Annotated in this window: 22 protein-coding genes, 1 tRNA gene, 1 other RNA gene and 1 pseudogene; 6 read left to right on the forward strand and 19 right to left on the reverse strand. The window is 74.5% G+C overall.

Annotated elements, in window-relative coordinates:
• Positions 1-3: 3 nt before the first annotated feature.
• Positions 4-1,047, reverse strand: coding sequence for an extracellular solute-binding protein (locus IG63_RS0105335; RefSeq protein ID WP_030483344.1), 1,044 nt, complete (start codon positions 1,045-1,047; stop codon positions 4-6).
• Positions 1,048-1,221: 174 nt separating this feature from the next.
• Between IG63_RS0105335 and IG63_RS23210 the strand changes: the two genes are divergently transcribed.
• Positions 1,222-2,031, forward strand: coding sequence for a hypothetical protein (locus IG63_RS23210; protein WP_030483345.1), 810 nt, complete (start codon positions 1,222-1,224; stop codon positions 2,029-2,031).
• A gap of 12 nt (positions 2,032-2,043) precedes the next feature.
• Here the strand turns inward: IG63_RS23210 and IG63_RS0105345 are convergent, their stop codons facing one another.
• The 7 genes and pseudogenes from IG63_RS0105345 to ffs all read right to left on the reverse strand — a co-directional run bounded on the left by IG63_RS0105345 (position 2,044) and on the right by ffs (position 8,439).
• On the reverse strand, positions 2,044-3,078 hold the full coding sequence (locus tag IG63_RS0105345; RefSeq protein WP_030483346.1) for an aspartate-semialdehyde dehydrogenase: 1,035 nt from the start codon (positions 3,076-3,078) through the stop codon (positions 2,044-2,046).
• A 9-nt stretch (positions 3,079-3,087) separates the two neighbouring features.
• A complete protein-coding gene (locus IG63_RS0105350; protein WP_211249224.1) occupies positions 3,088-4,365 on the reverse strand; it encodes an aspartate kinase in 1,278 nt (425 codons plus the stop codon).
• 109 nt (positions 4,366-4,474) lie between these two features.
• Positions 4,475-5,077 (reverse strand): DUF5063 domain-containing protein, encoded by a 603-nt coding sequence (locus IG63_RS0105355; protein ID WP_051706171.1) that lies wholly within the window; start codon positions 5,075-5,077, stop codon positions 4,475-4,477.
• On the reverse strand, positions 5,070-5,669 hold the full coding sequence (gene recR / locus IG63_RS0105360) for a recombination mediator RecR (protein WP_030483349.1): 600 nt from the start codon (positions 5,667-5,669) through the stop codon (positions 5,070-5,072). The genes IG63_RS0105355 and recR overlap by 8 nt, the downstream gene beginning before the upstream one ends.
• A gap of 10 nt (positions 5,670-5,679) precedes the next feature.
• Positions 5,680-6,099, reverse strand: coding sequence for a YbaB/EbfC family nucleoid-associated protein (locus IG63_RS0105365; RefSeq protein WP_030483350.1), 420 nt, complete (start codon positions 6,097-6,099; stop codon positions 5,680-5,682).
• Positions 6,100-6,545: 446 nt separating this feature from the next.
• Positions 6,546-8,183, reverse strand: a pseudogene (locus IG63_RS0105370) (DNA polymerase III subunit gamma and tau); the annotation flags it as partial.
• 165 nt (positions 8,184-8,348) lie between these two features.
• Positions 8,349-8,439, reverse strand: an RNA gene (ffs, locus tag IG63_RS22030) — signal recognition particle sRNA small type.
• 113 nt (positions 8,440-8,552) lie between these two features.
• On the opposite strand from ffs, the gene IG63_RS0105375 reads away from it, so the two are divergent.
• Positions 8,553-8,640 (forward strand) — tRNA-Ser (locus IG63_RS0105375).
• A 23-nt stretch (positions 8,641-8,663) separates the two neighbouring features.
• Here the strand turns inward: IG63_RS0105375 and amaB are convergent.
• The 3 genes from amaB to hglS are packed head-to-tail and all read right to left on the reverse strand — an operon-like array spanning position 8,664 to position 12,684.
• Entirely contained in the window at positions 8,664-10,199 is a 1,536-nt protein-coding gene (gene amaB / locus IG63_RS0105380; protein ID WP_030483352.1) for an L-piperidine-6-carboxylate dehydrogenase, read from the reverse strand.
• Between the two features lie 14 nt (positions 10,200-10,213).
• A complete protein-coding gene (locus tag IG63_RS0105385; RefSeq protein ID WP_030483353.1) occupies positions 10,214-11,326 on the reverse strand; it encodes an NAD(P)/FAD-dependent oxidoreductase in 1,113 nt (370 codons plus the stop codon).
• Positions 11,323-12,684: a 2-oxoadipate dioxygenase/decarboxylase gene (gene hglS, locus IG63_RS0105390; RefSeq protein ID WP_051706273.1), complete on the reverse strand. Its 1,362-nt coding sequence runs from the start codon at positions 12,682-12,684 to the stop codon at positions 11,323-11,325. The genes IG63_RS0105385 and hglS overlap by 4 nt, the downstream gene beginning before the upstream one ends.
• Before the next feature lie 208 nt (positions 12,685-12,892).
• Here hglS and IG63_RS0105395 point away from each other — a divergent pair, with 208 nt between their 5' ends.
• Positions 12,893-14,296, forward strand: a complete 1,404-nt coding sequence (locus IG63_RS0105395) for a plasmid pRiA4b ORF-3 family protein (RefSeq protein ID WP_051706172.1) — start codon at positions 12,893-12,895, stop codon at positions 14,294-14,296.
• Between the two features lie 40 nt (positions 14,297-14,336).
• On the opposite strand, the gene IG63_RS0105400 is transcribed toward IG63_RS0105395, so the two are convergent.
• Positions 14,337-15,833, reverse strand: coding sequence for an MFS transporter (locus IG63_RS0105400; RefSeq protein WP_030483356.1), 1,497 nt, complete (start codon positions 15,831-15,833; stop codon positions 14,337-14,339).
• On the reverse strand, positions 15,830-16,387 hold the full coding sequence (locus tag IG63_RS0105405; RefSeq protein WP_030483357.1) for a TetR/AcrR family transcriptional regulator: 558 nt from the start codon (positions 16,385-16,387) through the stop codon (positions 15,830-15,832). The genes IG63_RS0105400 and IG63_RS0105405 overlap by 4 nt, the downstream gene beginning before the upstream one ends.
• A 103-nt stretch (positions 16,388-16,490) precedes the next feature.
• On the opposite strand from IG63_RS0105405, the gene IG63_RS0105410 reads away from it, so the two are divergent.
• The gene (locus tag IG63_RS0105410; protein WP_030483358.1) at positions 16,491-17,072 is read left to right on the forward strand and encodes a GNAT family N-acetyltransferase; all 582 of its coding nucleotides are present in this window, start codon (positions 16,491-16,493) and stop codon (positions 17,070-17,072) included.
• 10 nt (positions 17,073-17,082) lie between these two features.
• On the opposite strand, the gene IG63_RS0105415 is transcribed toward IG63_RS0105410, so the two are convergent.
• Positions 17,083-17,556 carry a MarR family winged helix-turn-helix transcriptional regulator gene (locus IG63_RS0105415; RefSeq protein ID WP_030483359.1) on the reverse strand — a complete coding sequence of 158 codons (474 nt, stop codon included), beginning with the start codon at positions 17,554-17,556 and terminating at the stop codon, positions 17,083-17,085.
• A gap of 73 nt (positions 17,557-17,629) precedes the next feature.
• On the opposite strand from IG63_RS0105415, the gene IG63_RS0105420 reads away from it, so the two are divergent.
• Entirely contained in the window at positions 17,630-18,007 is a 378-nt protein-coding gene (locus tag IG63_RS0105420; RefSeq protein WP_030483360.1) for a DoxX family protein, read from the forward strand.
• A gap of 25 nt (positions 18,008-18,032) precedes the next feature.
• Here the strand turns inward: IG63_RS0105420 and IG63_RS0105425 are convergent, their stop codons facing one another.
• From IG63_RS0105425 to IG63_RS0105435, 3 genes are read right to left on the reverse strand one after another with little or no spacing between them, the layout of a single operon-like run.
• Entirely contained in the window at positions 18,033-19,448 is a 1,416-nt protein-coding gene (locus IG63_RS0105425) for an NAD(P)/FAD-dependent oxidoreductase (RefSeq protein WP_030483361.1), read from the reverse strand.
• Entirely contained in the window at positions 19,445-20,749 is a 1,305-nt protein-coding gene (locus IG63_RS0105430; RefSeq protein WP_030483362.1) for an aspartate aminotransferase family protein, read from the reverse strand. The genes IG63_RS0105425 and IG63_RS0105430 overlap by 4 nt, the downstream gene beginning before the upstream one ends.
• 10 nt (positions 20,750-20,759) lie before the next feature.
• Positions 20,760-22,262: a CoA-acylating methylmalonate-semialdehyde dehydrogenase gene (locus IG63_RS0105435; RefSeq protein WP_030483363.1), complete on the reverse strand. Its 1,503-nt coding sequence runs from the start codon at positions 22,260-22,262 to the stop codon at positions 20,760-20,762.
• 85 nt (positions 22,263-22,347) lie between these two features.
• On the opposite strand from IG63_RS0105435, the gene IG63_RS0105440 reads away from it, so the two are divergent.
• A complete protein-coding gene (locus IG63_RS0105440; RefSeq protein ID WP_030483364.1) occupies positions 22,348-23,865 on the forward strand; it encodes a PucR family transcriptional regulator in 1,518 nt (505 codons plus the stop codon).
• Between the two features lie 187 nt (positions 23,866-24,052).
• On the opposite strand, the gene IG63_RS0105445 is transcribed toward IG63_RS0105440, so the two are convergent.
• Together IG63_RS0105445 and IG63_RS0105450 are read right to left on the reverse strand one after the other, a co-directional pair.
• Complete coding sequence (locus IG63_RS0105445) at positions 24,053-24,928, reverse strand: oxygenase MpaB family protein (RefSeq protein WP_036194420.1); 876 nt, start codon at positions 24,926-24,928, stop codon at positions 24,053-24,055.
• Positions 24,929-24,955: 27 nt separating this feature from the next.
• The gene (locus IG63_RS0105450) at positions 24,956-26,548 is read right to left on the reverse strand and encodes a helicase HerA-like domain-containing protein (RefSeq protein WP_030483366.1); all 1,593 of its coding nucleotides are present in this window, start codon (positions 26,546-26,548) and stop codon (positions 24,956-24,958) included.
• Positions 26,549-26,561: the final 13 nt, after the last annotated feature.

The following is a 26,561-nucleotide window of genomic DNA, read 5'->3' on the forward strand; positions in this document are numbered from 1 at the left end:
CGCTCAGCTCAGCAGCCCCGCCTCGGTCAGCAGCGCCTGCGTCTCCTGGAGCGAGTCGAGGTCGGAGAGGTCGAGCTGCGGACCCTCGAGCTCGTCGAGCGCCGGCACCCCCTCGGGGTCGGCGACGCCGTCGACGACGGGGTACTCGTAGGTCTCCTCCACGAAGTACTGCTGACCCTCCTCGGAGAGCAGGTACTCCACGAAGGCCTGTGCCTCCGCGTTGTCCGCGCCCTGCGGCGTGACGCCGACGGCCGTGGCGTTGACCAGGCCGCCGGGGTCGTCCCCGGCCGGGAAGACCAGCTCGCTGGCCATCTCCTCCACCCCGCCGACCTCGGGCGCCGTGCGCGCCCAGTAGTAGTGGTTGATCAGGCCGATCGGCTGGTCGCCCGCCTCGACCGCCTCCAGCACCTCCGAGTTGCCCTCGTAGACGGTGGCGTCGTTGGCCTGCATCTCCTCGAGCCAGGCCGCGGCGGCGTCCTCGCCCTGGCTGACCCGGAAGCCGGTCATGAAGGCCTGGAAGCCGGCGTTGCCGGGCACCCAGGCCACCTGGCCGCGGTAGGCGGGGTCGGTCAGGTCGAGCACACCCGTCGGGGGCGTCTCCACCAGGTCGGGGTTGTAGACGATGACGCGCGAGCGGCCGGTCACCCCGACCCAGTCGGTGCCCTCGGCGGGCCGGAAGCGCTCGTCGGCGCGGTCGACGACCTCCTGCGGCAGGGAGCCGAGCAGGTCGGCCTTCGCCAGGGCGCCGACGGCGCCGACCTCCTGGGAGTAGAAGACGTCGGCGGGCGTCCCGTCGCCCTCCTCGAGCAGCTGCGCCGCCATCTCGGCGGAGTCGCCGTAGCGGACCTCGATCTCGACGCCGGCCTCCTCGGCGTACTGGTCGATGAGCGGCCGCACCAGCTCCTCGTCGCGCCCGGAGTAGAGCGTGAAGGCCGGACCGTCGTCCGCCTCCTCGCCGGAGCCGGCGTCGGAGCCGCCGCACCCGGAGAGGGCGAGCGCGGCGCAGACCGCGACGAGGGACAGGTGGTAGGGGCGGCGCAGGGTCATCGGAGGTGCTCCTTGAGTAGGTCCGTGCTCGGGGTCAGGTCCGCGAGCGAGGCACCGCGGTGGGCTGGAGCCGCGACAGGCATAAGGTAAGGCAAGCCTAAGTAGTTGCCGCAGCCGCACTTTTCGTCGCCGAGTCCCCCGCACCTGACCTGACCGCGTGGCACCATGCCTGCCATGGCTGGTGACGACCGCGAGGGGCCCGACCTCGAGCTGCCCTCGCTCTTCGGCCGCCGCCGCAAGCGGGCCGCAGCCGACCCACCGCCGGAGCGAGCCCCCGAGCAGGCCCCCGAGCACACCCGTCCCCTGCGTGCCACCGGCGCGGCCAAGCGGGTCCCGCCGACGCCACCCCCCAGTGCGCGTCCCGCAGTGGAGCCGGAGCCGGAGCCGGAGCCCGAGCCGGAGCCCGAGCCGGAACCCGAGCCGGAGCGACGTGGTCCCGAGCTGCGCTACGACCCGCCTCCCGCCCGGGCCGTCGAGACGCGTGCCGAGCCCACCCCGGAGCACGCGGCCGAGCAGACCCTCGTCGCGGTCGCCGACCCGCCCGCGTCCGACGACCCCGACGTGGCGCGCGCCCGCAGGATCCCCTCCGTCTCGCTCGCGCTGCCGCGGCTGCCGCCACTGCCGGCGGCGGCCGTGACGGGGCTCGTGGTCGCGCTCACCGGCGTGGGCCTGACCTGGCTGATCCTGCAGGGCTGCACGGCGGTGCGCGGCGTCAGCAGCTGCGGCGGGATCGGCCTGCTCGGCGTCCTCGTCGTGGTGCTGGTCCAGGTGCTCGTCGGGGCGACGCTGCTCGCGGCCTTCCACGTCACGGAGCCCCGCAGCACGGCGGTGCTCGGCGTCGGGCTGCTCAGCTGCCTCACGCTGGTGCTGGGCTACGCCTCGGCGCCGACGCTCGTCGTCGCGCTCGTGCTGCTGGTGCTCGCCGCGCCGGCGTACGTCGTCGCGGCACGCGTCACCGGCTCCTCCTTCGTGCTGCGCGACTAGGAGCCGCGGGGGTCAGCCCTCGCGGGCAGCCAGCAGCTCGGCGATCTGCACGGTGTTGAGGGCGGCGCCCTTGCGGAGGTTGTCGTTGCTGACGAAGAGCGCCAGGCCACGCTCGTCGGGCACGCCCTCGTCCTGCCGGAGGCGCCCGACGTACGACGGGTCCTTGCCCGCGGCCGCGAGCGGCGTGGGGATGTCGACGAGCTCGACCCCGGGAGCCCCGGAGAGCAGCTCGCGCGCGTGCTCGACGGGCAGCGACCGGGCGAACTCCGCGTTGATCGCCAGCGAGTGGCCCGTGACCACGGGCACCCGCACGCAGATCCCGGAGACCAGCAGGTCGGGGATGCCGAGGATCTTGCGCGACTCGTGGCGCAGCTTCTGCTCCTCGTCGGTCTCGGCGAGACCGTCGCGCACCAGCGACCCGGCGAAGGGCAGCACGTTGTAGGCGATCGTGCGGGCGTACGCCGCGGGCGGGGGGAAGGCGATCGCGTCGCCGTCGTAGGCCAGCTCGCGCGCCTTGTCGCCGGCCGCCTCGACCTGCGAGACGAGCTCCTCGACGCCCTTGACCCCCGAGCCGGAGACGGCCTGGTAGGTCGAGGCGATGAGCCGCGTGAGCCCCGCCTCGTCGTGCAGCGGCTTGAGCACCGGCATCGCGGCCATGGTGGTGCAGTTGGGGTTGGCGACGATGCCGCGCGGGATGCTGGCCAGCGCCTCGGGGTTGACCTCGCTGACGACGAGCGGCACGTCGGCGTCGCGCCGGAAGGCCGAGGAGTTGTCGACCACGACGACGCCGGCGTCGGCGAAGCGCGCGGCCTGGGCGCGCGAGGTCGAGGCGCCCGCGGAGAAGAGCGCGATGTCGAGGCCGGTCGGGTCGGCCGTGGCGGCGTCCTCGACGGTGACCTCGCGGTCGCCGTACGGGAGCACCGTGCCGGCGGACCGGGCGGAGGCGAAGAAGCGGATCTCCTCGGCCGGGAAGTCGCGCTCGAGGAGGATCTGACGCATGGCGACGCCCACCTGTCCGGTGGCGCCGACGATGCCGATGCGAGCCATGGGGTCCTCCTACCTTCCGGTGCCGCCGTAGACGACGGCCTCGACCTCGTCGGCGTCGAGCTCGAACGCCGTGTGGGTGGCGGCGACGGCCGCGTCGACATCGCCCTCGTCGACCACGACCGAGATCCGGATCTCGGAGGTGGAGATCATGCCGATGTTGACGCCCGCCTCGGCCAGGGAGTTGAAGAACTTCGCCGTCACGCCGGGGTGGGAGCGCATGCCCGCGCCGATCAGCGAGACCTTGCCGATCTTGTCGTCGTAGATCAGCGAGTCGTAGCCGATCGCGCCCTTGAGGCTGTGCAGCGCCTGCATCGCGGTCTGGCCGTCGGTGCGCGGCAGCGTGAAGGAGATGTCGGTCAGGTTGGTCGCCGCGGCCGACACGTTCTGCACGATCATGTCGAGGTTGATCTGCGCCTTGGAGAGCGCGTCGAAGATGCGCGCGGCCTCGCCGACCTTGTCGGGGACCCCGACGACGGTGATCTTGGCCTCGCTGCGGTCGTGCGCGACGCCGGCGATGATCGCCTGCTCCATGGTGGCCTCCTGGTGGGCGTCGTCCTCGATGCTGCCGGCGACGACGGTGCCGCGGAGCTGGCTGAAGGACGAGCGGACGTGGATCGGGATGTCGTAGCGGCGGGCGTACTCGACGCACCGCAGGTGCAGGATCTTCGCGCCGCAGGCGGCGAGCTCGAGCATCTCCTCGTAGGTGACGCGGTCGAGCTTCTTGGCCGTCGGCACGATGCGCGGGTCGGCGGTGAAGACGCCGTCGACGTCGGTGTAGATCTCGCAGACGTCGGCGCGCAGCGCGGCGGCCAGGGCCACCGCGGTGGTGTCGGTGCCGCCACGACCGAGGGTGGTGATCTCCTTGGTGTCCTGGCTGACGCCCTGGAAGCCGGCCACGATCACGATGTGGCCCTCGTCGAGCGCGGTGCTGATGCGGCCCGGCGTCACGTCGATGATCTTGGCCTTGCCGTGCACCGAGTCGGTGATCACGCCGGCCTGGGAGCCGGTGAAGGAGCGGGCGGTGAAGCCGAGGTCGGAGATCGCCATCGCGACCAGCGCCATCGAGATCCGCTCGCCGGCGGTGAGCAGCATGTCGAGCTCGCGGGCCGGCGGCACCGGGCTGACCGCCTGCGCCTTGTCGAGCAGGTCGTCGGTGGTGTCCCCCATGGCGGAGACGGCGACCACCACGTCGTTGCCCTGCTTCTTGGCCTCGACGATGCGGCGGGCGACGCGCTTGACGGCGGCCGCATCGGCCAGGGAGGAGCCGCCGTACTTCTGCACGACGATGCCCCGGCGCTCGGCGGTGGACGTGGCGGTTGCGACCACGGGAGGACCTCGCTGCTCGGTGGGCGGACAGGCGGTCCGGCTTCCGGACCGCCTGCGATTCTACGGCGGGTCAGTCCTGGAGCCGACCGGCGTCCACGTCGGGGGCGTCCAGCTGGGCCGCCGCGGCGATCTGCTCGGTCTCGCCCGCGATGTCGAGGTCGAGCCGGTCGTGCGCGACCACCGAGTGCAGCGCGCTGAGCACACCGCACGCCTGCGTGCCCCACGAGGCGAGGTAGGAGTACTGCCACCACCACAGCGCCTCGAGCACGTCGCCGCGCCGGAAGTGGCGCAGCCCGTTGGCGACGTCGGACGCGATCGCGGTGAGGTCGTCGGAGATCTGGCTCGGCACCGTCTCGGGGTCGTAGGGCTCGAAGTTGAGCGCGTAGGTGTCGATCCCACCGAGCACGTGGGCCAGCCGCAGCCGCATGGCGTCGAGGTCGGGGTCGGGCCCGACGTCGGGCTGGTACTGGTGCTCGGGGGTGAAGTCGACCTGCACCCCCAGCCTCGCGCCGGCGAGCTGCAGCTGGCTGACCTCGAGCAGCAGCAGCGGCACCGAGGCCGACTCGGCAGCCCCTCGGGAGATCGCCTGGAGCCCCACAAGGAAGGCCTCCGTGGCGTCGGCGACCTGCTGGGCGAGCTCCTGGATCTCCTGGTCGAGCTGGGTCTCAGTCACCGGTCGATCTCCTTCCTGCGAACGCCCTCCCGAGCGTCACCTCGTCGGCGTACTCCAGGTCGCCGCCCACCGGCAACCCGCTGGCGAGGCGGGTCACCGACAGCTCCATCGACCGGAGCAGTCGTGAGAGGTACGCCGCCGTGGCGTCACCCTCGATGTTGGGGTCCATGGCGAGGATCACCTCGGTGACCTCGCCGTCGGCGAGCCGCCCCATCAGCTCGCGGATGCGGAGCTGGTCGGGGCCGATGCCGGCGAGCGGGGAGATGGCCCCGCCGAGCACGTGGTAGCGCCCGCGGAACTCCCGCGTGCGCTCGATCGCGACGACGTCCTTGGGCTCCTCGACCACGCAGATCGACGTGGGGTCGCGGCGCGGGTCGGCGCAGATGCGGCACCGCTCGGCCTGCGAGACGTTGCCACAGGTCTGGCAGAAGGTCGCCTTCGCCTTCATCTCCTGCATGGTCTCGGCCAGCCGGCGGACGTCGGCGGGGTCGGCCGCCAGCAGGTGGAACGCGATCCGCTGCGCGCCCTTCGGGCCGACGCCGGGCAGCCGGGCCAGCTCGTCGATGAGGTCCTGCAGGACGCCTTCGTACATCGGGCCCTCGTCAGAATCCGGAGCGGCGAGGCTCGTCGCCGGGGTCGCCGCCGGGCGCACCGCCGAGCTCGCCCAGGCCACCCAGCGCGCCACCGAGGTCGAGACCGCCCGCACCCCCGGCGAGAGGACCGAGCGCCTGGGCGGCCAGGTCGTCGACCCGGCCCTTGGCGTCGCGGTAGGCGGCGACCACGAGGTCGCCGAGGTCGGCGAGCGACTCGGCGTCGGCACCGTCGAAGGTGCCGGGGCGCACGGTGACGGCGCTGAGCCCGCCGGTGCCGTCGAGCGTGACGGTGACACCACCGGCCGTGCCGTCGACCGTGGTCCGGGCCAGCTCCCCCTGCGCCTGCACGAGCTGCTCCTGCATCTGCTGGGCCTGCTCGAGCATGGCGCCCAGGTCGAGGCCGCCGAAGGGGTTGCTGCTGTCGGTCACGTCGTCTCCAGGGTCTGGTGGGGGGAAGCTCAGGATCGGGGGGTCTCGTCGATCACGGTGGCCCCCAGCTCGCGCGCGAGCAGCTCCGCGCTGTCGAGCCCGTCGTCGGCGCTGGTGGGGTCGTCGGGGTGGGCGTCGGCGTCGAGGTCGGGCGGCGGGGAGCTCTCCTGCGCGGCCGAGGCCGCCAGCGAGGCGCGCGCCTGCTCGGCCGCAGCGGGCCGCGCCGGCGCCGTCGGCGCCGGGCCGGGGTCGGGCACAGGGGGCTCCGGGGCCCGGCCCGCGGGACCGCGGGAGCCCTCGGAGGACGGGTCGACCGCGGTCTCGATGCGCCAGTCGGCACCCACCACCTCGATGGCCGCCTGTCGCAGCACCTCCTCGCTGCCGCCGCCGACGAAGGACTCGCGGGCGCCGGAGGTCTTGAAGCCGACGGTGAGCGTGCTGTCGTCGACCGCGAGCACCTGGGCGTTCTGGCTCAACAGGATCCAGGTGAAGCGCCGCATCGTCTTGACCTTCTCGAGCAGGTCGGGCCAGAGCCGGCGCACCTCCGCCAGCCCGAGCCGACCGGGCTCGCCGCTCGGGGCGGGCTCAGGCGAGGACTGCGGGGGCACAACCTCCTGCGGCGCGGACCGCTCCGGCACGGGCTGCTGCGGCGCGGACTGTTGGGGCGCGGGGCGCGACGGCTGCGTCGGGGCCTGCTTCGCGGAGACGGCCGGCTCACCGGACTGCGCCGGCGCTCGCTCGGTCGTCGGCTCGGTGCGCTCGGGAGCCGGCCGCTCGCGCACCGCATCGGGCGCGCTGGGGGGCGACGTCGCCACGGCGACCTCGTCGGCGGCGGGGCGCGGCACCGGACCGGGCGGGGCGGCGGCCGCACGGGTGCGGGCGACGGCGCCGGCCGACGGCTGCTCGGACTCGGGCCCGGCGACCTCGAGCCGCCGCTCGACCCGCTCGAGCCGCGCCTGGAAGCCCAGCTCCCCAGCCTCGGCGGCAGGCAGCAGCACCCGAGCGCACAGCAGCTCGAGCAGCAGCCGCGGCGTGGTGGCGCCGCGCATCTCGGTGAGCCCGGCCGCGACGATGTCGGCGGCCCGCACCAGCCCGGCCCGGCCGAAGCGGGCGGCCTGGGCGACCAGCCGCTCGGCCTGCTCCTCCGGGGCGTCGACCAGGCCGGAGGCGTGGGCGCCCGGCACGGCGGAGACGATGACGAGGTCGCGCAGCCGGCGCAGCACGTCCTCGGTGAAGCGGCGGGGGTCCTGCCCGGTCTCGATGACCTTGTCGACCACGCCGAAGACGCCGGCGCCGTCGTGGGCCGCGAAGGCGTCGACCACCTCGTCGAGCAGGTTGTCGGGGGTGTAGCCGAGCAGCCCGGTGGCGACCTCGTAGGTCACGCCGTCGGGACCGGCGCCGCCGAGGAGCTGGTCGAGCACCGAGAGCGAGTCGCGGGCCGAGCCGGCCCCCGCCCGGACCACCAGCGGCAGCGCCGCCGGGTCGATGCTCACGCCCTCGCGCTCGCACAGCTCCGCGAGGTGGTCGGAGAGCACCCGCGGCGGGATCAGCCGGAAGGGGTAGTGGTGGGTCCGCGAGCGGATGGTCGCGATGACCTTCTCCGGCTCGGTCGTGGCGAAGATGAACTTCAGGTGCTCCGGCGGCTCCTCGACCAGCTTGAGCAGCGCGTTGAAGCCCTGCGAGGAGACCATGTGGGCCTCGTCGATGATGTAGACCTTGTAGCGGCTGGAGACCGGCGCGAAGAAGGCCCGCTCGCGCAGGTCGCGGGCGTCGTCGACACCGCCGTGGCTGGCAGCGTCGATCTCGATGACGTCGACCGAGCCGGACCCGCCACGTGCCAGGTCGCGGCAGCTCTGGCACTCGCCGCAGGGGTCGGCGACCGGCGCCTGCTCGCAGTTGAGCGCCCGCGCCAGGATGCGCGCGCTGGTGGTCTTGCCGCACCCGCGAGGACCGGAGAAGAGGTAGGCGTGGTTGACGCGGTTGGCCGCCAGCGCGGCCCGCAGCGGCGCGGTCACGTGGTCCTGCCCGATCACCTCGGCGAAGGTCTCCGGGCGGTAGCGCCGGTAGAGGGCGAGGGAGGGCTCCACACCACGCACCCTAGACGGCGCCGGTCACAGGGCGTACGCCGTGGGACCCCGCTCCGGCCGCCGCGCGAGGGGGTGGGTCGTCGCGGGGACGCGAAAGGCCCCCCGTGCACCGTCGGCACAGCCCCACCGGCCCCTGCACCGGTCGAGAGCCCCGCGGGAAGCGAAGGCCCCCCGTGCACCCGGAAGAGCCCACCTGCCCTTGCTGCCTTCCGGCCCTGGGGGAGTTCAGTGAGGTACCGCCGCACGGGGGGTTGACCCCGATCCTAGGAGACGGCGCCGCGCGCCGCGAACCCGCGGGGCCCCTCCCGCGATCATGCGGGGACCGCGATTGGGCGCCGCCCGGAGCGAGCGGGTAGCCTCCTCCGCGGAGGATTCGCCTAGTGGCCTATGGCGCTCGCTTGGAAAGCGGGTTGGGTTAACGCCCTCAGGGGTTCGAATCCCCTATCCTCCGCCACTCGACCCACACCAGGGGTCCATTCACACCGAGAAGTCGACGCCCTGCGCGAGCGGGAGCTCCCCGGAGTAGTTGACGGTGTTGGTGGCCCGCCGCATGTAGGCGCGCCAGGCGTCGGACCCCGACTCCCGGCCGCCGCCGGTCTCCTTCTCGCCACCGAAGGCGCCGCCGATCTCGGCGCCCGAGGTGCCGATGTTGACGTTGACGATGCCGCAGTCGGAGCCCTCGTCGGAGCAGAAGAGCTCGGCCTCGGCCTGGTCGGAGGTGAAGACCGACGACGAGAGCCCCTGCGGCACGGCGTTGTTGAGCGTGATCGCGTCGGCGAAGTCGTCGTAGGCGACGACGTAGAGCAGCGGCGCGAAGGTCTCGCGGTGCATCACGGCGGCGTGCTCCGGCATCCGCACCACGGCAGGGCGGACGTAGTAGGCGTCGGGAGCCTCGTCGGCCAGCACCCGCTCGCCGCCGACCACCACCTCGCCGCCGGCCGCGACGGCCTCCTCGACGGCGGCGGTCATGGCGCCGTACGCCGTCCCGCCCACGAGCGGGCCGACCAGCGTGCCCTCGGCCATCGGGTTGCCGACGGGCAGCCGGTCGTACGCCGCCGCGAGCCGTGAGGTCAGCTCGTCGACCACCGAGGTGTGCGCGATGACGCGACGCATCGTGGTGCAGCGCTGCCCGGCGGTGCCGGCGGCGGAGAAGACGATGCCGCGCACGGCGAGGTCGAGGTCGGCGCTGCCGGTGACGACGGCGGCGTTGTTGCCGCCCAGCTCGAGCAGCGAGCGACCGAAGCGCTCGGCGACGAGCGGGCCGACGGCGCGGCCCATCCGGGTCGACCCGGTCGCGCTGACGAGCGCGACCCCGTCGTGCCGGGCCAGCGCCTCCCCCACCTCGGCGCCGCCGAGCAGCACCTGGGACAGGTGGGCGGGACCGCCCGTCTCCGCGATGGCCCGGTCGAGCACGGCGGCGCAGGCCAGCGAGGTCAGCGGCGTCTGCTCGCTCGGCTTCCAGATCACCGGGTCGCCGCACACGAGCGCCACCGCGGTGTTCCACGACCACACGGCGGCCGGGAAGTTGAAGGCGCTGATCACCGCCACCACGCCGAGCGGGTGCCAGGTCTCGGCGAGCCGGTGACCGGGACGCTCGGAGGGCATGGTGCGGCCGTAGAGCTGGCGCGAGAGGCCGACGGCGAAGTCGCAGATGTCGACCATCTCCTGGATCTCCCCGCGCGCCTCGGAGGTGATCTTGCCGGCCTCGAGGCTGACGAGCGTGGCGAGGTCGTCGTGGTGCTCGACGAGCAGCTCGCCGAGGCGCTTGACGGTCGCGCCGCGGGCGGGGGCGGGCACCGCGCGCCACGCGGCGAAGGCCTCGCGCGCCCGCGCGACCGCCGCGCCGACCCCGGCGGCGTCGCTCCACGCCGTGGCAGGGAGCGGGGCGCCGTTGACGGGCGAGGGAGCCTCGTGCCCCGTGGCGGGGAGCACGGCACCGCAGCGCTCGGCGGTCTCGCGGGCGAGCCGCGCGAGCTCGGTGGGCGACGGGATCTGGTGGCGGTCCTCTGGCACGGGTCTCCTCGGGGTCAGACGATGGTGAGCTCGGGGCGGGCGCCCGGCCCGGCGAAGCGGCGTACGTCGAGGCCGCTCACGTCGATGACGGGCTCGTGCCCGTGGTACAGGTCGCGCACCACCTCCCCGACGGCGGGTCCCATCAGGAAGCCGTGGCCCGAGAAGCCCGTGGCGTAGAGGAGGCGCGAGACGCCCTCGGCCTCGCCGACGAGCGCGTTGTGGTCGGGGGTGCTCTCGTAGAGCCCGGTCCAGCCTCCGGCCAGCCCCACCTCGGCGAGCCGGGGCGCCCGGCGCTGCACCACCTCGCCCCAGCGCTCGGCGTCGCCCGTGCCCATCAGCAGGCCGGGGCCCTCGTTGTGGAAGTAGAAGCCGGTGCCGAAGTCGATGGTGAAGGGCGTGTCGGGAGCCAGCCCGGGGATGGCCTCGGTGGTCACGACCTGGCGCGGCTGGGCCACCACCGGCAGGTCGACGCCGACCATCTCCCCCACGGCGGCCGACCACACGCCGGCCGCGCAGACCACGGTGTCGGTGCGCACCGTGCCCTGCGACGTGCGGACGCCGCGGACGGTGCCGGCGTCGTGCTCCACGCCGAGCACCTCCGTGTGGGTGAGCACGGTCGCGCCGGCACGCCGCGCCGCGGCGGCGTACCCCTGCACCACGGCCTCGGGCGTGCAGTGCCCCGCGTCGGGCGACCACGTGGCGGCGAGCAGGCCCTCGGTCGCGACGAGCGGGGAGAGCCGCTGTGCCTCCGCGACATCGATCATCCGGCTGGGCACCCCGAGCTCGTTCTGCAGCGCGACGTCGCGCTCGAAGCGGGCCACGTCGGCAGCCGAGTCGAGCAGGAAGAGGTAGCCGACGCGGTGCAGGTCGATCTCGTGGCCGAAGAGCTCCTCGAAGCGCTCGAAGGTCGCCAGGCTGCGCCAGCCGAGCTCGACGTTGACGGCGTCGGAGAAGTTCGCCCGCACCCCGCCCGCGGCGCGGCTCGTCGACCCGCTGCCGAGCTCGTCGCGCTCCAGCACCAGCACCCGGCGCACGCCGGAGGCAGCGAGCTGGTAGGCCGCCGACAGCCCCATCACGCCGCCGCCCACCACGACGACGTCGGCGCCCTCCGGCAGCTCCGCGGTCACGAGGCCAGCCGCCGCTGCACCTCCACCCAGGAGGCCGCCGACTCGGCGGCGTACACCTCCTCGGGCACGGCCACGCGGGTGCCGAGCACGTCGGACATCCAGTCGAGGTCGCGCGGGGCGCCTCCCTCGGTGGCGTCGTGGGTGCCGCCCGAGGTGAGGTTGGAGGCGAAGATGCCGGCCGCGGAGCGCGGCAGGAAGTCCTCGTAGACGATCGGCTCGGGCACCACCGCGCCGCTGCGCACGAGCTCGGCGAGGTCGGTGCCGGCGGTCGCGTCGCCGACCAGGCGGAAGGTGAAGAAGCCCAGCCCCTGCAGGCAGAGCTCCTCCTCGGTCGCGGGCAGGTGCTCGGCCCAGACGGCGCGGGCCACCTCGTCGCGGTCGCCGCCCTCGGCCGCGCGGGCGTCGACCTCCGCGAGCATCCGGTCGTAGAGCTCGCGGCCCTGGGGGGTCAGCGCGATGCCCCGCGCCTCCACCTCCCCGAAGCGCACCCGCAGGTCGCCCTCGACCACAGCCCCGTCGGCGAGCCGGAAGCGGCGGGGCTCGTCGAGCGCGCGGAATGAGGTCTGGCGCAGCAGCACGTCAGGTCCCTCCCAGCGGGGCGGCCCCTGGATCCGGTCGATCATCGCGACGCCCCGGGCCTCCATGGAGGCGTAGAGGTCGTCGATGTCGAGCACCCGCGGGGTCAGGTGGTTGACGTGGGTCGAGGTGACGCCGCCGATGTCGGCCGCGACGCCGGAGACGCGGGCGAGCTCGTCGTACCAGCCGCGGTCGACGGGCTCCGGCGAGAGCGCGAAGGCGCCCGTCGCGAGCGCGAGGAAGGTCTCGGCGTCGCGCTCCTCCAGCCCGCCCTCGGCGACCGCGCGGTCGGCGAGCGAGAGCAGCTCGTCGGGGAAGAGCCGGCGGGCGTCGACGAAGGCCCGCAGCCGCTGCTCCAGGTCGGCGTCGAAGAAGCGCCGGTCCTCGGGCACCAGCACCGAGGTGAAGACCCGGAAGGGGTTGGCGGCCAGCTCGTCGCGCTCCAGCGGACGGAAGGCCGTGGAGACCACCGGCACGGGTGCGGGCTGCACGTCGCGCAGGTCGTAGAAGCCGCACGGCGACATCCCCAGGGCGCCGAAGACGCGCCCGACCTGCGCGAGCTCGGCCGGCGAGCCGACCCGGATCGCCCCGTGGCGCTCGGCCGTCACCCGCTCGATGCTGCCGAGCCGCTCCGCGTCGCTGCCCTCCCGGGCCAGCACGCGCTCGTTGACCTCCTGCGAGACCTCCACCAGCGTCGTGTACGCCGGCACCTCGGTGCCGTAGAGCGCCGAGAGCCGCGCGGCGAAGCGGGCGCGTAGCTCGGTGTGCGTGAGCAGACCCATGCCGCCGAGGCTCCCACGGACCACCCCGCTGCGCACGGGTCCGCGCTGCCGCGAGGGCGCGCCGGATCCTCGGGGGGTCGAGGAAGGCGCGCAGCGCCTGTCTCGAGACCCGGCGAGCGGCGTACGAGGTCTCGAGACGGTTGCTGCGCAACCTCCTCGACCACCCGGGACGGACGAGGACGTCGGGGGTCGGGCCTACGGTGGTGTCGTGGCCGACCGTGACGACCAGCAGCCGGACGCCGACCTGCACGCCCTCTTCGACGCGCTGGTCAGCGACCCCGCCTTCGACGACCGGCGCGGGCTGGAGCCGCTGCTCGACGACCGCGACCCCGACGACCTCACCGACCCGCGCCGGCGGCGGCGCCACGAGGGCGACCTCGTGCTGGTGGTCCGCGCGGAGCTCGAGGACCACGCCGGGACCGTCTGGCGCGACCTGCAGCTGAGCTCCGACCTCTCGCTGGAGGCGCTGCACGCGGTGCTGCAGGCGGCCTTCGGCTGGGAGGACCGCCACCTCTACCGCTTCTCGCTGGCGGGCGACGCCTTCGACATCCGCGCCGAGTGGTTCCTGTGCCCCTTCGACGTCGAGGAGGGCGAGGAGGACGGCACCCCGGTCGACGCCGTGCTCCTCGGCGAGACGCTGCAGGACCGCGGCGACGTGCTGCACTACCTCTACGACTACGGCGAGGCCTGGTCGGTGCGGCTCACCGTGCGCAGCTCCGAGCCGCTCGAGCACGACGAGGTCCCCACGCCGGCTCGCTGCCTCGGAGGCACGGGCGCCGCGCCTCCCGAGGACTCCCGCTCCGCGCCGTCGCCGCACCTGGGCTGGGTGCCCTTCGACGCCGCGACGGTCGACGGCGCCGTCGTGGCGGCGGCCGAGGGGCGCGACCTCGGCCACCTCGACCCCCGTCTCGCGGGCCTGGTGACGCAGCTGCTGCCCAGCCCGCTCGGCGAGGAGATCACCGTGCTGGTGCGCTCGGCCGCGCTCACCAGCGAGCCCGAGCTCGAGGAGCTGGCCCCCGCCTTCGCGCCCGTGCGCTGGCTGCTCGACCGGGCCGCCGAGCGCGGCCTGCCGCTGACCGCAGCGGGCTACCTCAGGCCCGCCGACGCCGCGGCGCTCGCCGCCCGGCTGCCGACGATGCGCGGCTGGCCCGCTCCGGTACGCCGCGAGGTCGATGCGCGACCGGTGCTCCCCTTCCGCACGGCGCTGCAGGACGCCGGCCTGCTGCGCGTGGTGTCCGGCCACCTCGAGGTGACGGCGGCCGGCACCCGCGCCCGGCGCGACGGCGACTTCCTGCTGCACCACCTGGGTCGCCGGCTGCTCGGCGCGGCCGGTGACTTCGAGGAGCAGGCGCGCCTGCTGCTGACGCTGTGCCTGGCCTCGGGCAGCACGGGCGACGACACCGGCCTGGTCGTGCACGCCCTCGACGCCCTCGGCTGGGCGCACGGTGACGGCGCGCCGATCACGCACGACGACGTGGCCGACCTCCGGGGTCCGCTCTGGCTGCTGCTGGCGGCCCTCGACCCGGCGCACCAGCCCCACAGCGCGCGGCCGCGCGCCCTCGGCGCCGTCGCCCGCGCCGTGGCCGCGCGGGCGATCTCGCGCGAGACCTGACGAGCGCCCCCCTGGACCGCCGCTGGGCCCCCGCTGGGCCTCAGTGCTCGAGGTCGGCGAGCTGCAGGTCGGCGGGGAGCTGGCGGCGTACCAGCCAGGCGGCCAGGAGCATCAGTACGCCACCGGCGAGGCCCACCACGGCGAAGGCGTCGGTGTACGCCGCCTGCGCGGCCGCCGCGAAGGGCGTGTCGAGCGCCAGCGCGAGCGACTCCCTCGCCCCGGCTCCGGCGTCGGCGGGCAGGTGGCTGCGGTAGACGGCGGCGGTGAGCCCGCCGAGCACGCTGATGCTGAGCACGGCACCGAGCTCGTAGCAGATCTCCTCGACGGCCGACGCCGAGCCGACCTGGTGACGCGGGGCGCTGCCCACGATGAGCGCGGACGCGAGCCCGAGCGCGGCCGTGCCGAAGCCGACCAGCAGGAAGGCGGCGGCGACCCACACGTAGGTCATCGGGCGCGGCATGGCGAAGAGGAGCAGCGGACCGGCCGCGAGCAGCAGCAGCCCGCCGACGACGGTGCGCCGCGCGCCCAGGCGCTCGGCGATCGCGGGCGCGACCGGCGAGCCGATGAGTCCCCCGAGGGCCAGCGGCAGCAGGGCGACACCTGCCATCAGCGGGCCCCAGCCGTGCACGAGCTGCAGCCACTGCGAGCCCACGAAGAGCAGCGCCATGAGCGTGATGCTGCTGGCCAGCGCCGCGATCACCCCAGCACGGAAGACCGGGAGGGCGAAGAGCGAGACGGCGAGCATCGGGTCGAGCTGGCGCAGGCTGCGGCGCACGAACCACGCCAGCAGCAGCGCCCCGAGCAGCAGGGGCGCCACCGCGCTCAGGTCGAGGCCGCTCTTGCCCAGCCCCTTGAGGCCGAAGGTCAGCGCGACCATGCCGGCGACGGAGAGCACCACGCCGGTGGCGTCGATGCGGCCGGGCCGCTCCGAGCGGCTCTCCGGCAGCAGCCGCAGGCCGAAGCCGATGGCGACGACCATCAGGGGCACGTTGACCAGGAAGGCCGCGTGCCAGCTGAAGAACTGCAGCAGCGCTCCGCCGACCACGGGTCCGACGGCCGCGCCCACCGACGCCATCGCCGCCCAGATGCCGAGGGCGTAGGCGCGCTCGCGCGGGTCGGTGAAGAGGGTGCGGATCAGCGACAGCGTGGAGGGCATGATCATCGCGCCGCCGAGACCGAGCGCGACCCGGAGGGCGATGACCGTCTCGGCGGTGTCGACCCACAGCACCGCGACCGAGGCGACGGCGAAGATCGAGAAGCCGGTGAGCAGCATCCGCTTGCGGCCGACGCGGTCGGCGAGCGCGGTCACGGGCACGAGCAGGCCGGCCAGGACGAGCGGGTAGGCGTCGACGATCCAGAGCTGCTGGAGCGCGCTCGCGCCGGTCTCGGCGGCGAGGTCGGGCAGCGCCACGTTGAGGATCGTCATGTCCATGACGACCACGAGCAGGCTCGCGGCGAGCACGGCGAGGCCGGCCCAGCGACGCGGGTCGGGCGCGGGGGCGTGGGTGGGGACAGGGCGGACGGGGGTGTGCGTCATCGGGACTGGCCTCCTCTCAGGTAGGTGGTGATCACGAGCTCGGCGACGTCGCGGCGAGGCACGTCGCCCGCGCGGATGGCCTCGCGCGCCGCGACCAGCAGGCCGTACGCCGCGTGCCCGAGCCAGCGGGCCGAGACGTCGCCGCGCAGCACGCCGGCCTCCTGGGCGGCGGCGTACAGCGCGACCTCGCGGGCGAAGAGCCGCTCGGTGCGCTCGACGTGCTCGGGCTCGCCGGCGATGAAGGAGTCGGTCAGCGAGAAGCCGAAGTCGTCGGCGTCCTCGACGAAGGCCGCGAGCAGGTCGCGCAGCGCGGCCTCGATTGCCGCGGCGTCGCCGGAGGCGGCGACGACCTCGACGTCGACGTCGTCGAGGCGCTGCTCCCAGCGGTCCTGCGAGCGGGTGCCGATCTCCTCGAGCAGGGTCTCGCGCGAGGCGAAGTGCCGGTGCAGGGTCGCGCGCCCGATGCCCGCGGCGGTCGCGATGTCGGCGAGCGACGAGCGGGGGTCGTGGTTGAGCTGCCGCTGCGCGGCCGCCAGGATCTCCTCCCGGTTCATCTCCACCTCCTGCTCGACATGACTGAGACATCAGTGTCTCATCTGAGACAGCGATGTCTCAAACCGTTTTTCTGTGGGCCTCGCCACCCCCTACCGTCGGGACGTGCAGATCCGCGCCCAGCGAGACCGCGACCAGCGGGCCGTCGACGCCCTCGTGACGGAGGCCTTCGCCGACGAGGGACCCCAGGTCGTCTCCCTGCTGGGCGCGCTGCACCGCAGTGGCGCGCTGCGCGCGAGCCTGGTCGCCGTCGACGACGAGGACGACGACACGGCCGGCGTGCTCGGGCACGTCGCCCTCAGCCGCGGCTGGGTCGACGCCCGGGAGCGCCTCGTGGAGGTGCTCGTGCTGAGCCCGCTCTCGGTCACCCCCGCCCGCCAGCGTGCCGGTCTCGGGACGGCGCTGCTCGCCGCCGCCCGCGAGGAGGCCGTGCGGCAGGGCGCGCCCGCGGTCTTCCTCGAGGGCGACTGGCGCTACTACGGCGACCGTGGCTACGACCCGGGCTCCGCGCACGGCTTCGAGCGTCCCTCGGCCCGCGTGCCCGGACGCGCCTTCCAGGTCACGCTGCTCCCGGCGCACGAGCCCTGGATGACCGGGCGGCTGATCTACCCCGAGGCCTTCTGGAGCACCGACACCGTCGGCCTGCGCGACCCCCTGCTGGCCGAGCTGGAGCGGGCGACCGACTGACGCCGGCGCGTCAGCACTCGCCCGGCGCCAGCCCCCGCACCAGCTCGTCGAGCGCGCCGCCGAGCTGGGTGACCTGGGCGGGCGTGAGCCGGTCGATGACCAGGCGACGCACCTCGGCGACGTGGCCGGGTGCCGTCGCGACGACCTTCTCCCAGCCCGCCGGCGTGAGCACGGCGAGCGTCGCCCGGCCGTCGTGGGGGTCGGGGCGCCGCTCGACCCAGCCCTGGCGCTCCATCCGGCCGACCACGCGCGAGAGGTGCGAGAGGGTCACGGTGGCACGGGCGGCCACCAGGCTCATCCGGGCGCTGCGCCCCTCCGACATCGAGAGCCACGAGAGCACCTGGTACTCCGCGTGGCTCAGACCGGCGTCACGCTGCAGCTGGGCATCGAGTCGCTGCGGCAGCCACGTGAGCACCTTCGCCAGCGCGACCCAGGTCGCCCGCTCGTCGTCGTCGAGCCACCGCGGGTCCGGGGCTGCACTCATGCGCGCCAGGTTACTTGACGGGGAAACCATCGAGCGCTTTACTTGACACGTCAAGTTTTAGCGGAGGAGTGCCATGAACGTCGTGCTGTGGATCGTCGCGGGCGTGCTCGCCCTGGCCATGCTGGGTGCCGGCGGCATGAAGCTCGCCCGCTCGCGCGAGCAGCTGCGCGAGGCCGGCATGGGCTGGGTCGACGACTTCTCCCCCGGCGCCGTCAAGGCGATCGGCACGGCCGAGGTCGCCGGCGCCCTCGGGCTGGTGCTGCCGCCCCTCGTCGACGTCGCCACCTGGCTGGCTCCCCTGGCGGCCGTGGGCCTGCTGCTGACGATGCTCGGCGCCGTCGTGGTGCACCTGCGCCGCGGGGAGACGCCGATGGTGGTGCCGCCGCTGGTGCTCGGCGTCCTGGCGGCCGTGGTGGCATGGGGCCGCTTCGGCCCCTACCCCTTCGGCTGAGCCGTTCTCCTGCCTTGGGCGAGCCCTACTCGTGCAGCCCGGCGAGGCGAGAGCCCACCCGGGCCAGCAGCGAGGTGCGCGTCGAGCCACGCCGCTCCTCCCAGCGGTCGGCCGCGCCGAAGAGCCGGTACATGCCGTGCACCCCGAGCCAGCGCAGCGGCTCGGGCTCCCAGCGTCCGGAGTCGTGCTCGTTCCACGGCAGCGCGGTGAGGGGGCTGGCCACCCCGTCGAGGCGGTCGAGCACCGTGCGCGCGGCGAGGTTGGCCGCGGTGACGCCGTGGCCGGCGTACCCCCGCACGACGGCGACGCGGGTCACCGGGTCGTGGTGCACGCCGGCGCACCAGTCGCGCGTGACGCCGATCGAGCCGCGCCAGGCGTGCGCGAGCGGCAGCTCGACCCCGGGGAAGAACGACCGCAGCCTCCCCTCGAGCGCCCGCACCGTCGCCAGCGGCACCTCGCCGTCGCCGGTGAGCCCCGAGGCGTAGCGGTACGGCGCCCCCCGGCCGCCGATCGCGATCCGGCCGTCGGCCGTGCGCTGGCAGTAGACGAAGGTGTGGGCCGCGTCGTTGAGGCACTCCTGGCCGGCCCACCCGATCCGGTCCCAGGTGGCGGCGGGGAGGGGCTCGGTGACCACCACCGAGGAGTTGACGGGGATGACGGTGCGGCCCCCGAGCAGCGCCGCCGAGTAGGCCTCCACGCAGATCGCCGTGTCGCGCGTGCGGACGACGCCACGCGTCGTGGTGACCTCGCCCGCTGCGACGCCGGTGACCCGGGTGCCCTCGCAGACGGTCACGCCCTGGGCGCGGAGCACCCGGGCGAGACCACGGGTGAGCCGGGCGGGGTCGACGCGCACCGTCGCGGGGAAGTACAGCCCACCGAGCGCACCGTCGACGGCGACCCGCGCCCCGAAGCCCTCACCGTCGAGCAGCTCGACCTCCTCCGGGGTGTACCCGAAGCGCAGGTGCCCCTCCCGGGCGGCGCGGAGGCGGGCGAGACCGGCCTCGGTGCGCGCCACGGAGAGCTGGCCACCGCGCACCTGGTGCGCCTCGATGCCCTCGCGCTCCAGCACCGCGAGGCACTCGTCGATGGTCTCGATCAGCGCGCGCTGGAAGGCCACGACCGGCGCCACGCCGGCACGCCGCGCGTAGACCGCGCGGTTGCCGGGGAGCAGGGTCGACATCCAGCCGCCGTTGCGCCCGGAGGCGCCGTAGCCGACGCGCGCGGCCTCCAGCACCACGATGCGCGCGTCGGGACGCCGCTGCCGGGCGTAGTACGCCGTCCAGAGCCCGGTGAGGCCCCCGCCCACGACGACCAGGTCGGCGTCCTCGGGCAGCGGCTCGGGAGCCTCGACAGGCGTCGGGTCGGCCGTCGTGTCGGCAGCCATCCAGTGGCTGACCTCGCCGTTGCGCCGCGGCGCTCCCGCGGGCGGGGCCTGGCTCACCCGAGCAGCTCGTCGCCGGTCTTGAGCGCGCGGTCGAGGATGTCGAGGCCCTCGCGGACCTCGGCGTCGGACGTGGTGCAGGGCGGGACCAGGTGGATCCGGTTGGCGGTCGCGAAGGGCAGCAGCCCCAGCGCGCGGCACGCCGCGGCGACCTTGCCGGTCGCCTCCACCGGGAGCGGCTCGCGGGACTGCCGGTCGGCGACCAGCTCGACGGCCCAGAAGACGCCGAGCCCGCGTACCTCGCCGACGACAGGGTGCCGCTCGGCGACCTCGGCCAGCGCCGGCCCGAAGACGTCGCTGCCGAGCCGGGCCGCGTGCTCGACGACGCCGTCCTCCGCCATGGCGGTGATCGTCGCGACCGCCGCGGCCGCGGCCAGCGGGTGACCGGAGTAGGTGAGGCCCCCCGGGTAGGCGCGGTGGTCGAAGTGCGCCGCGATCTCGTGGCTGATCGCGACCCCGCCCATCGGCACGTAGCCGGAGTTGACGCCCTTGGCGAAGGTGACCAGGTCGGGACGCACGTCGTAGTGGTCGAGCGCCAGCCACGCGCCGGTGCGGCCGAAGCCGGCCATGACCTCGTCGAGGATCAGCTTGATGCCGTGGGCGTCGCACAGCTCCCGGACGCCGGCCAGGTAGCCGGGCGGCGGCGGCATCACCCCGGCCGTGCCGGGCACGGTCTCGAGCAGGATCGCGGCGATGGTGCTCGGACCCTCCATCTCGATGGTGCGGCGCAGGTGCGCCAGCGCGCGCTCGCACTCCTCGGCCTCGGTCGTCGCGTGAAACTCCGAGCGGTAGAGGAAGGGCCCGAAGAAGCGGGCCACGCCCTCGGTGCCCAGGTCGTTGGCGTAGCGCCGCGGGTCACCCGTCAGGTTGATCGCGGTCTGCGTGCCGCCGTGGTAGCTGCGGTAGGTCGTGAGCACCTTGTGGCGGCCGGTGGTCAGGCGCGCCATCCGCACGGCGTGCTCGTTGGCGTCGGCGCCGCCGTTGGTGAAGAAGACCTTGTCGAGACCCTCCGGCATCCGCTCGGCGATCAGCCGGGCCGCCTCCGAGCGGGCGTCGTTGACGTGGGCGGGCGCGACCGTGCACAGCGTCGCGGCCTGCCGCTGGATCGCCTCGACGATGCGGGGGTGCTGGTGCCCGAGGTTGGTGAAGACCAGCTGGGAGGAGAAGTCGAGGTAGGAGCGGCCGTCGGCGTCCCAGATCGTCGAGCCGTCGGCGCTGACCACCTCCATCGGGGTGATCTCGGCCTGAGCGGACCAGGAGTGGAAGACGTGGGCGCGGTCGAGCTCGTAGGCGCGGGTCATGTCGGGCTCCTCAGCCGTTGGTGGGGAAGCCGAGGTCGACGCCGCCGTGGCTGGGGTCCAGCCAGCGGGTCGTCACGACCTTGCCCCGGGTGAAGAAGTGGACGCCCTCGGTGCCGTGGGCGTGGGAGTCGCCGAAGAGGCTGCTCTTCCAGCCGCCGAAGGAGTAGTAGGCCATCGGCACCGGGATCGGCACGTTGATGCCGATCATCCCGACCTCCACCTCGTTCTGGAAGCGCCGGGCGGCGCCGCCGTCGTTGGTGAAGATCGCGGTGCCGTTGCCGTACTTGTTGGCGTTGACCAGCGCCAGCGCCTCGTCGTAGGTCCCGACCCGCAGGACGCTGAGCACGGGGCCGAAGATCTCGTCGGTGTAGACCCTCATCTCGGGCGTGACGTGGTCGAGCAGCGTGGGACCGACGAAGAAGCCCTCGCCGTCGGCGTCGGCCTGCACGCCGCGGCCGTCGACGACGACCTTCGCACCGGCCGCCTCGCCGGCCTCGACGTACGACGTCACGCGCTCCTGCGCCGCCCTGGTGACCAGCGGGCCCATGTCGGCGCCCCGGGTGCCGTCGCCGGTGCGCAGCCCCTCGGTGCGCTCGCGGATCTTGTCGACCAGGGTGTCGGCGATCGCGCCGACGGCGACCAGGGCAGAGATCGCCATGCAGCGCTCGCCCGCCGAGCCGTAGCCGGCGTTGACCGCCTGGTCGGCGGCGAGGTCGAGGTCGGCGTCGGGCAGCACGACCATGTGGTTCTTCGCGCCGCCCAGGGCCTGCACGCGCTTGCCGTGCTTGGTGCCCTGCTCGTAGATGTACTGCGCGATCGGGGTGGAGCCGACGAAGCTGATGCTCTTGACGTCGTCGTGCTCGAGCAGCGCGTCGACCGCGACCTTGTCGCCGTTGACGACGTTGAAGACGCCGTCGGGGAGGCCCGCCTCGCGCCAGAGCTCGGCCATCCACAGCGCCGCGCTCGGGACCTTCTCGCTCGGCTTGAGCACCACCGTGTTGCCGGCGGCGATGGCGACCGGGAAGAACCACATCGGCACCATCGCCGGGAAGTTGAAGGGGCTGATGATGGCCACGGGACCCAGCGGCTGCCGCACCGAGTGCACGTCGACGCCGGTCGAGGCGCTCTCGGTGAAGCCGCCCTTGAGCAGGTGCGGGATGCCGCAGGCGAACTCCACGACCTCGCGACCGCGGGCCACCTCGCCCGCCGCGTCGGAGAGGACCTTGCCGTGCTCGCGCGTGATCAGCGCGGCCAGCTCGTCGGCGCGCGCGGTGAGCAGCTCGCGGAAGCGGAAGACGACCTGCGTGCGCTGGCTCAGCGAGGTGTCGCGCCAGCCGGGGTACGCCGCCTTGGCCGCGGCGACCGCGTCGCCGACCTCCTGCGCGGAGGCGAGCGCCACGTGTGCGTCGACCTCGCCCGTGGCGGGGTTGGTGACCTCGCCGTGCTGACCGCTGCTGCCCGCGACGGCCGCGCCGTCGATCCAGTGTCCGATGGTCCCGATGGAGCGCGTCATGCTCCCATCGTGGCGGCATACCTCGACGGCCGTCAGGGACGTTGCGTCGCAGATCGGCGGCGATGAGCGACATACTGTCGCCGTGGTGACCGTCCGCGAGGTGCTGGACTCCGAGCCCGTGCGCCGGGGCGCTCCCGAGGTGCTCGCCGGCCACGGTGCCCTGGAGGGCGACGTGCGCTGGGTGCACGTCAGCGACGTGCCGCGGGTGGCCGGGCTGATCGACGGCGGCGAGCTGCTCCTGACCACCGGCGGCTTCCTCGAGCTGGCCGACCCCGACGCGCTCGCGGAGCTCGACCGGGTCGTGGACGGCGGCGCGGCCGGGGTGGTGCTCGAGCTCGGGTCGCCCCCGAGCCCCGCCGTCGTCGCGCGCGCCCGCGAGCGCGACTTCCCGCTGGTCGTGCTGCACGAGCAGGTGCGCTTCGTGGAGATCACCGAGCAGGTGCACCGCCGCCTGGTCTCAGCGCAGCTGGAGCAGGTGACCTTCGCCGCGGAGGTGCACGCGACCTTCACCATGCTCGGCCTGCGCCGCGCCGACCGCGGCGCCATCCTCGATGCCGCGGCACGGCTGCTCCCGGGCCCGGTGGTGCTGGAGGACCAGCGGCGCCGGGTGCTCAGCTCGGCCGCCCTCGGGGGCGCCACCGCCCCGCTGCTGGAGGAGTGGGAGGCGCGCTCCCGGCTCGTGACGTGGCGGGCCGGCACCGCCGTGGGCGGTCCGGAGCACTGGCTCACCACGACCGTCGGCGTGCAGGGCCGGGTGTGGGCCCGGCTGGTCGCGCCTCGGACCGGCGACACCGCCCGCGCCGCCGTGGTGCTCGAGCGCGCCGCGCAGGCGCTCGAGCTCGGCCGGATGATCGAGCGCGACGACGCGGCGACCGAGCTGCGGCTGCACGGGTCCCTGATCTCCGACCTCGTCTCGGGTCGTCTGCCCGACGAGCCGGCCGCGCTCGCCCGCCTCCGCGCCGTGGGCCTGCGGCCCGCCCGGGCGTACGTCGGCCTCGTCGCCCTCGGCGGCCCGGGCTCGGAGCTGGTCGGGCGGCTGCGCCGGCTCCTCGGTGACAGCCGGGTCGAGGGGCTGGTCGCGCCCCTCGACGACCGGCACGTCGGTGTCCTGCTCGCGGCCGACGACCCCGACGCCGTGCTCGACCGGCTCCGGCCCGAGGGCCTGCTGCTGGCCGCCGGCGAGCCGGTCGGGCGGCTGACCGACGTGCCGGGATCGTGGCGCTCCGCGCGCGTGGTCGCGGGCGTCGCCGGCGACCTGCCGCCGCGCGCGGGCGTCGTACGGCACGCGGACGTGCGGCTGCACGGCCTGCTCGCCTCGCTGGGCGACTCGCCCGCCGTCTCCGCCTTCGTGGAGGCCGAGCTCGGCCGGGTGCTGGCCCACGACGCCCGTCACGGCACTGACCTGCTCGGCCTGCTCCGCGCCCTCCTCGACGCCGGCGGTCAGGTCACCGCCCTCGCCCGGGCCACCCACCGCAACCGCTCCTCGCTCTACCCCGCCCTCGCGCGGCTGGAGCAGGTCGTCGGCCACCCCCTCGACACCCCCGCCTCCCGCACCTCCCTCGCCGTCGCCCTGCTCGCCCACGACCTGGGGCGCGCGCGCTGAGGTCTCGGGCTCGGCGGCGGCAGCCGGCGCTTTCCGCGCGGAAAGACCGACGCGTTGCGTTTCCGCGCGATCGGACCGTCGGCGTACGGCGTGTCGCGTGCCGATGAGGCGGAAACGCCCGGCTCGCCGCCGGATCGGTGCTTTCCCCGCGGAAAGCGCGGCGCCGGCCGCACGTGCAGGCGCGTGCTCAGGCGGGATCGCCGGGGCGGCGGTCGGCGAGGCCGGCCATGCCCCAGCGCACCAGGGCGGTCGAGACGGCGCCGGCACGGGCTGCCGCGCCGACGCCCGGGCCCCAGACGGGGAGGCGCAGCATCCGGCGCGCCCACGGTGGGAGCAGGGCCACGCCGCCGGCGGCGATCAGGCCGTAGCCGGGGCGGGCCAGCAGCGGCACGGGCGGGTTGAGGAGCATGAAGCGCGTCGCCTCGCGGGCCGCGGGTGAGGCCTCGAGCTCGGGTCGGTACGCCGCGAGCCGCGCCTCCAGCTCGGCCACCGACTCCGGCAGGCCGGTCGCGCCCAACCGAGACGCCGCCTCGTTGGTCTGCCGCACGAAGAGGTCGGCCTCGTCCGGCGTCAGAGGGGTGGCGGCGTAGCGCTGGTAGGCGTGCAGGAAGGACCACACCTCGGCGACGTGCACCCACCGGAGCAGGTGCGGGTCGTCGGCGGCGTACGGCGTGCCGCGGTGGTCGGTGCCCCGCACCCGGCGGTGCACCGCGCGCACCACCGCGATCGCCTGCTCGGCGTCGGCCACGGTGCCGAAGGTGGTGACGGCCAGGTAGTGGCTGGTGCGCTGCAGCCTGCCCCACGGGTCGCCCTGGTAGCCGGAGTGCCCGGCGACGCCGGCCATCGCGCCGGGGTGCAGCGACTGCAGCAGCAGCGCGCAGATTCCGCCGGGGAACATCGCGGCGTCGGCGTTGACGCGCCAGACCGGGTCGTCGGGGGTGAACCACCGCTCACCCTCGGCCCCCCAGATGCGCTGCGCCCGCTCGGGGGCGTCGTCGCCCGCGACCCTGGAGCGCAGCGCGAGCCCGAGGCGTCGCTGGACCGGTCGCAGCAGGGCATCCATGGGCGGGGGGTACCCGTCAGCCGGGAGTCAACGTCGTCCGGTGCGCAGCATCCCGCGGGCGATCTCGCGCACCGCCGTGCGGGCCAGCGACTTGAAGAGCGGCGAGCCCACGACCTCCTCCACCGTCGACCGGGGCCGGGCCGGCGCCTTGGTGCGTGTCGGGCGGGTGGCGCGGTCGGCCTCCGAGCGCAGCCGGTCCTCCAGCGAGCCACCTGCCTTGTCACCGGTCTCGTCGCTCGCGTGCTCCCTCGCCGCCTTCTCGGCGCCGCGCTCGAGACGGCCGGCCAGCAGCTCGCGGGCCGACTCGCGGTCGACCGTGGCGGCGTACCGAGGGTGCAGCGGCGAGGTCGTGACGGCCTGCTCCATGGCGGCCGGGTCGGCGGGACCCATCAGCGAGCGCGGGGCGGGCAGCCGGGTCCACGCGACGGGCGTGGGAGCGCCGCGCTCGTCCATCACGGTGACCACCGCCTCGCCGATGCCGAGGGAGAGGATCACGCGCCCGAGGTCGTCGTAGGCGGAGAAGGGGTAGGTGGCCACGGTCTGCTTGAGCGCCTTGGCGTCCTTGGGCGTGGCGGCGCGCAGCTGGTGCTGGATGCGGGAGCCGAGCTGGGCGAGCACGTCGTCGGGCACGTCGGTGGGCTGCTGGGTCACGAAGAAGACGCCGACGCCCTTGGAGCGGATCAGCCGCACGGTGCGGGCGACGGCGTCGAGGAAGGGCTCGGAGGCGTCGTCGAAGAGCAGGTGGGCCTCGTCGAAGAAGAAGACCAGCTTGGGCTTGTCGACGTCGCCGACCTCGGGCAGCTCGTTGAAGAGGTCGGCGAGCAGCCACATCAAGAAGGTGGAGAAGACGGCGGGGCGGTCCTGCAGCCGCGGCAGCTCGAGCAGCGAGATCACGCCGCGCCCGTCGGGGGCCACGCGCATCAGGTCGGCGGTCTCCAGCTCCGGCTCGCCGAAGAAGGCGCCGGCGCCCTGGTCCTCGAAGGCGATCAGCTCGCGCAGGATGACGCCGGCCGTGGCGGGCGAGAGCCCACCGAGCTCCTTCAGCTCGGCCTTGCCCTCGTCGGAGACCAGGTGCTTGACGACCTCGCGCAGGTCGGCGAGGTCGAGCAGCGGCAGGCCCGCCTTGTCGGCGTAGTGGAAGACCAGCCCGAGCGAGGACTCCTGGGTGTCGTTGAGCCCGAGCACCTTGGAGAGCAGCGTCGGACCGAACGCCGTCATGGTGACGCGCAGCGGGATCCCGGTGCCGACGCCGCCGATCGCGAAGTACTCCACCGGGTAGCCGGTCGCCTGCCACTGCTGCCCGAGCGAGGCCGCGCGCGCCTCCAGGCGGGCGTCGGGCCGGCCCGGCACCGCGAGACCCGAAAGGTCACCCTTGATGTCGGCGGCGAAGACCGGCACGCCGGCGGCCGAGAGCTGCTCGGCGAGCAGCTGCAGCGTCTTGGTCTTGCCGGTGCCGGTCGCGCCCGCGACCAGCCCGTGCCGGTTGAGCATGGCCAGCGGGATGCGGACCGGGCAGTCGGCGACCACCGTCGTGGCGTCCGCCATCAGCGCGCCGAGCTCGAGGGCCGGGCCCTCGAACGCGTAGCCAGGCCGGACCACGTCAGCGATCGACTCACTCATGCACGCACAGTAG

Origin of the sequence: Nocardioides aequoreus, from assembly GCF_000720335.1 — a bacterium.
In the GTDB taxonomy this organism is placed as follows: Bacteria; Actinomycetota; Actinomycetes; order Propionibacteriales; family Nocardioidaceae; genus Marmoricola; species Marmoricola aequoreus.

What these genes read in the sequence shown, in the direction of transcription:
- IG63_RS23210 (WP_030483345.1), top strand. Translation starts at nt 1,222, where the DNA reads ATGGCTGGTGACGACCGCGAGGGGCCCGACCTCGAGCTGCCCTCGCTC.
- recR (WP_030483349.1), bottom strand. Translation starts at nt 5,669, where the DNA reads ATGTACGAAGGCGTCCTGCAGGACCTCATCGACGAGCTGGCCCGGCTG.
- hglS (WP_051706273.1), bottom strand. Translation starts at nt 12,684, where the DNA reads ATGGGTCTGCTCACGCACACCGAGCTACGCGCCCGCTTCGCCGCGCGG.
- IG63_RS0105435 (WP_030483363.1), bottom strand. Translation starts at nt 22,262, where the DNA reads ATGACGCGCTCCATCGGGACCATCGGACACTGGATCGACGGCGCGGCC.
- IG63_RS0105400 (WP_030483356.1), bottom strand. Translation starts at nt 15,833, where the DNA reads ATGACGCACACCCCCGTCCGCCCTGTCCCCACCCACGCCCCCGCGCCC.
- IG63_RS0105415 (WP_030483359.1), bottom strand. Translation starts at nt 17,556, where the DNA reads ATGAGTGCAGCCCCGGACCCGCGGTGGCTCGACGACGACGAGCGGGCG.
- IG63_RS0105420 (WP_030483360.1), top strand. Translation starts at nt 17,630, where the DNA reads ATGAACGTCGTGCTGTGGATCGTCGCGGGCGTGCTCGCCCTGGCCATG.
- IG63_RS0105430 (WP_030483362.1), bottom strand. Translation starts at nt 20,749, where the DNA reads ATGACCCGCGCCTACGAGCTCGACCGCGCCCACGTCTTCCACTCCTGG.
- IG63_RS0105405 (WP_030483357.1), bottom strand. Translation starts at nt 16,387, where the DNA reads ATGAACCGGGAGGAGATCCTGGCGGCCGCGCAGCGGCAGCTCAACCAC.
- IG63_RS0105345 (WP_030483346.1), bottom strand. Translation starts at nt 3,078, where the DNA reads ATGGCTCGCATCGGCATCGTCGGCGCCACCGGACAGGTGGGCGTCGCC.
- IG63_RS0105335 (WP_030483344.1), bottom strand. Translation starts at nt 1,047, where the DNA reads ATGACCCTGCGCCGCCCCTACCACCTGTCCCTCGTCGCGGTCTGCGCC.
- IG63_RS0105450 (WP_030483366.1), bottom strand. Translation starts at nt 26,548, where the DNA reads ATGAGTGAGTCGATCGCTGACGTGGTCCGGCCTGGCTACGCGTTCGAG.
- IG63_RS0105445 (WP_036194420.1), bottom strand. Translation starts at nt 24,928, where the DNA reads ATGGATGCCCTGCTGCGACCGGTCCAGCGACGCCTCGGGCTCGCGCTG.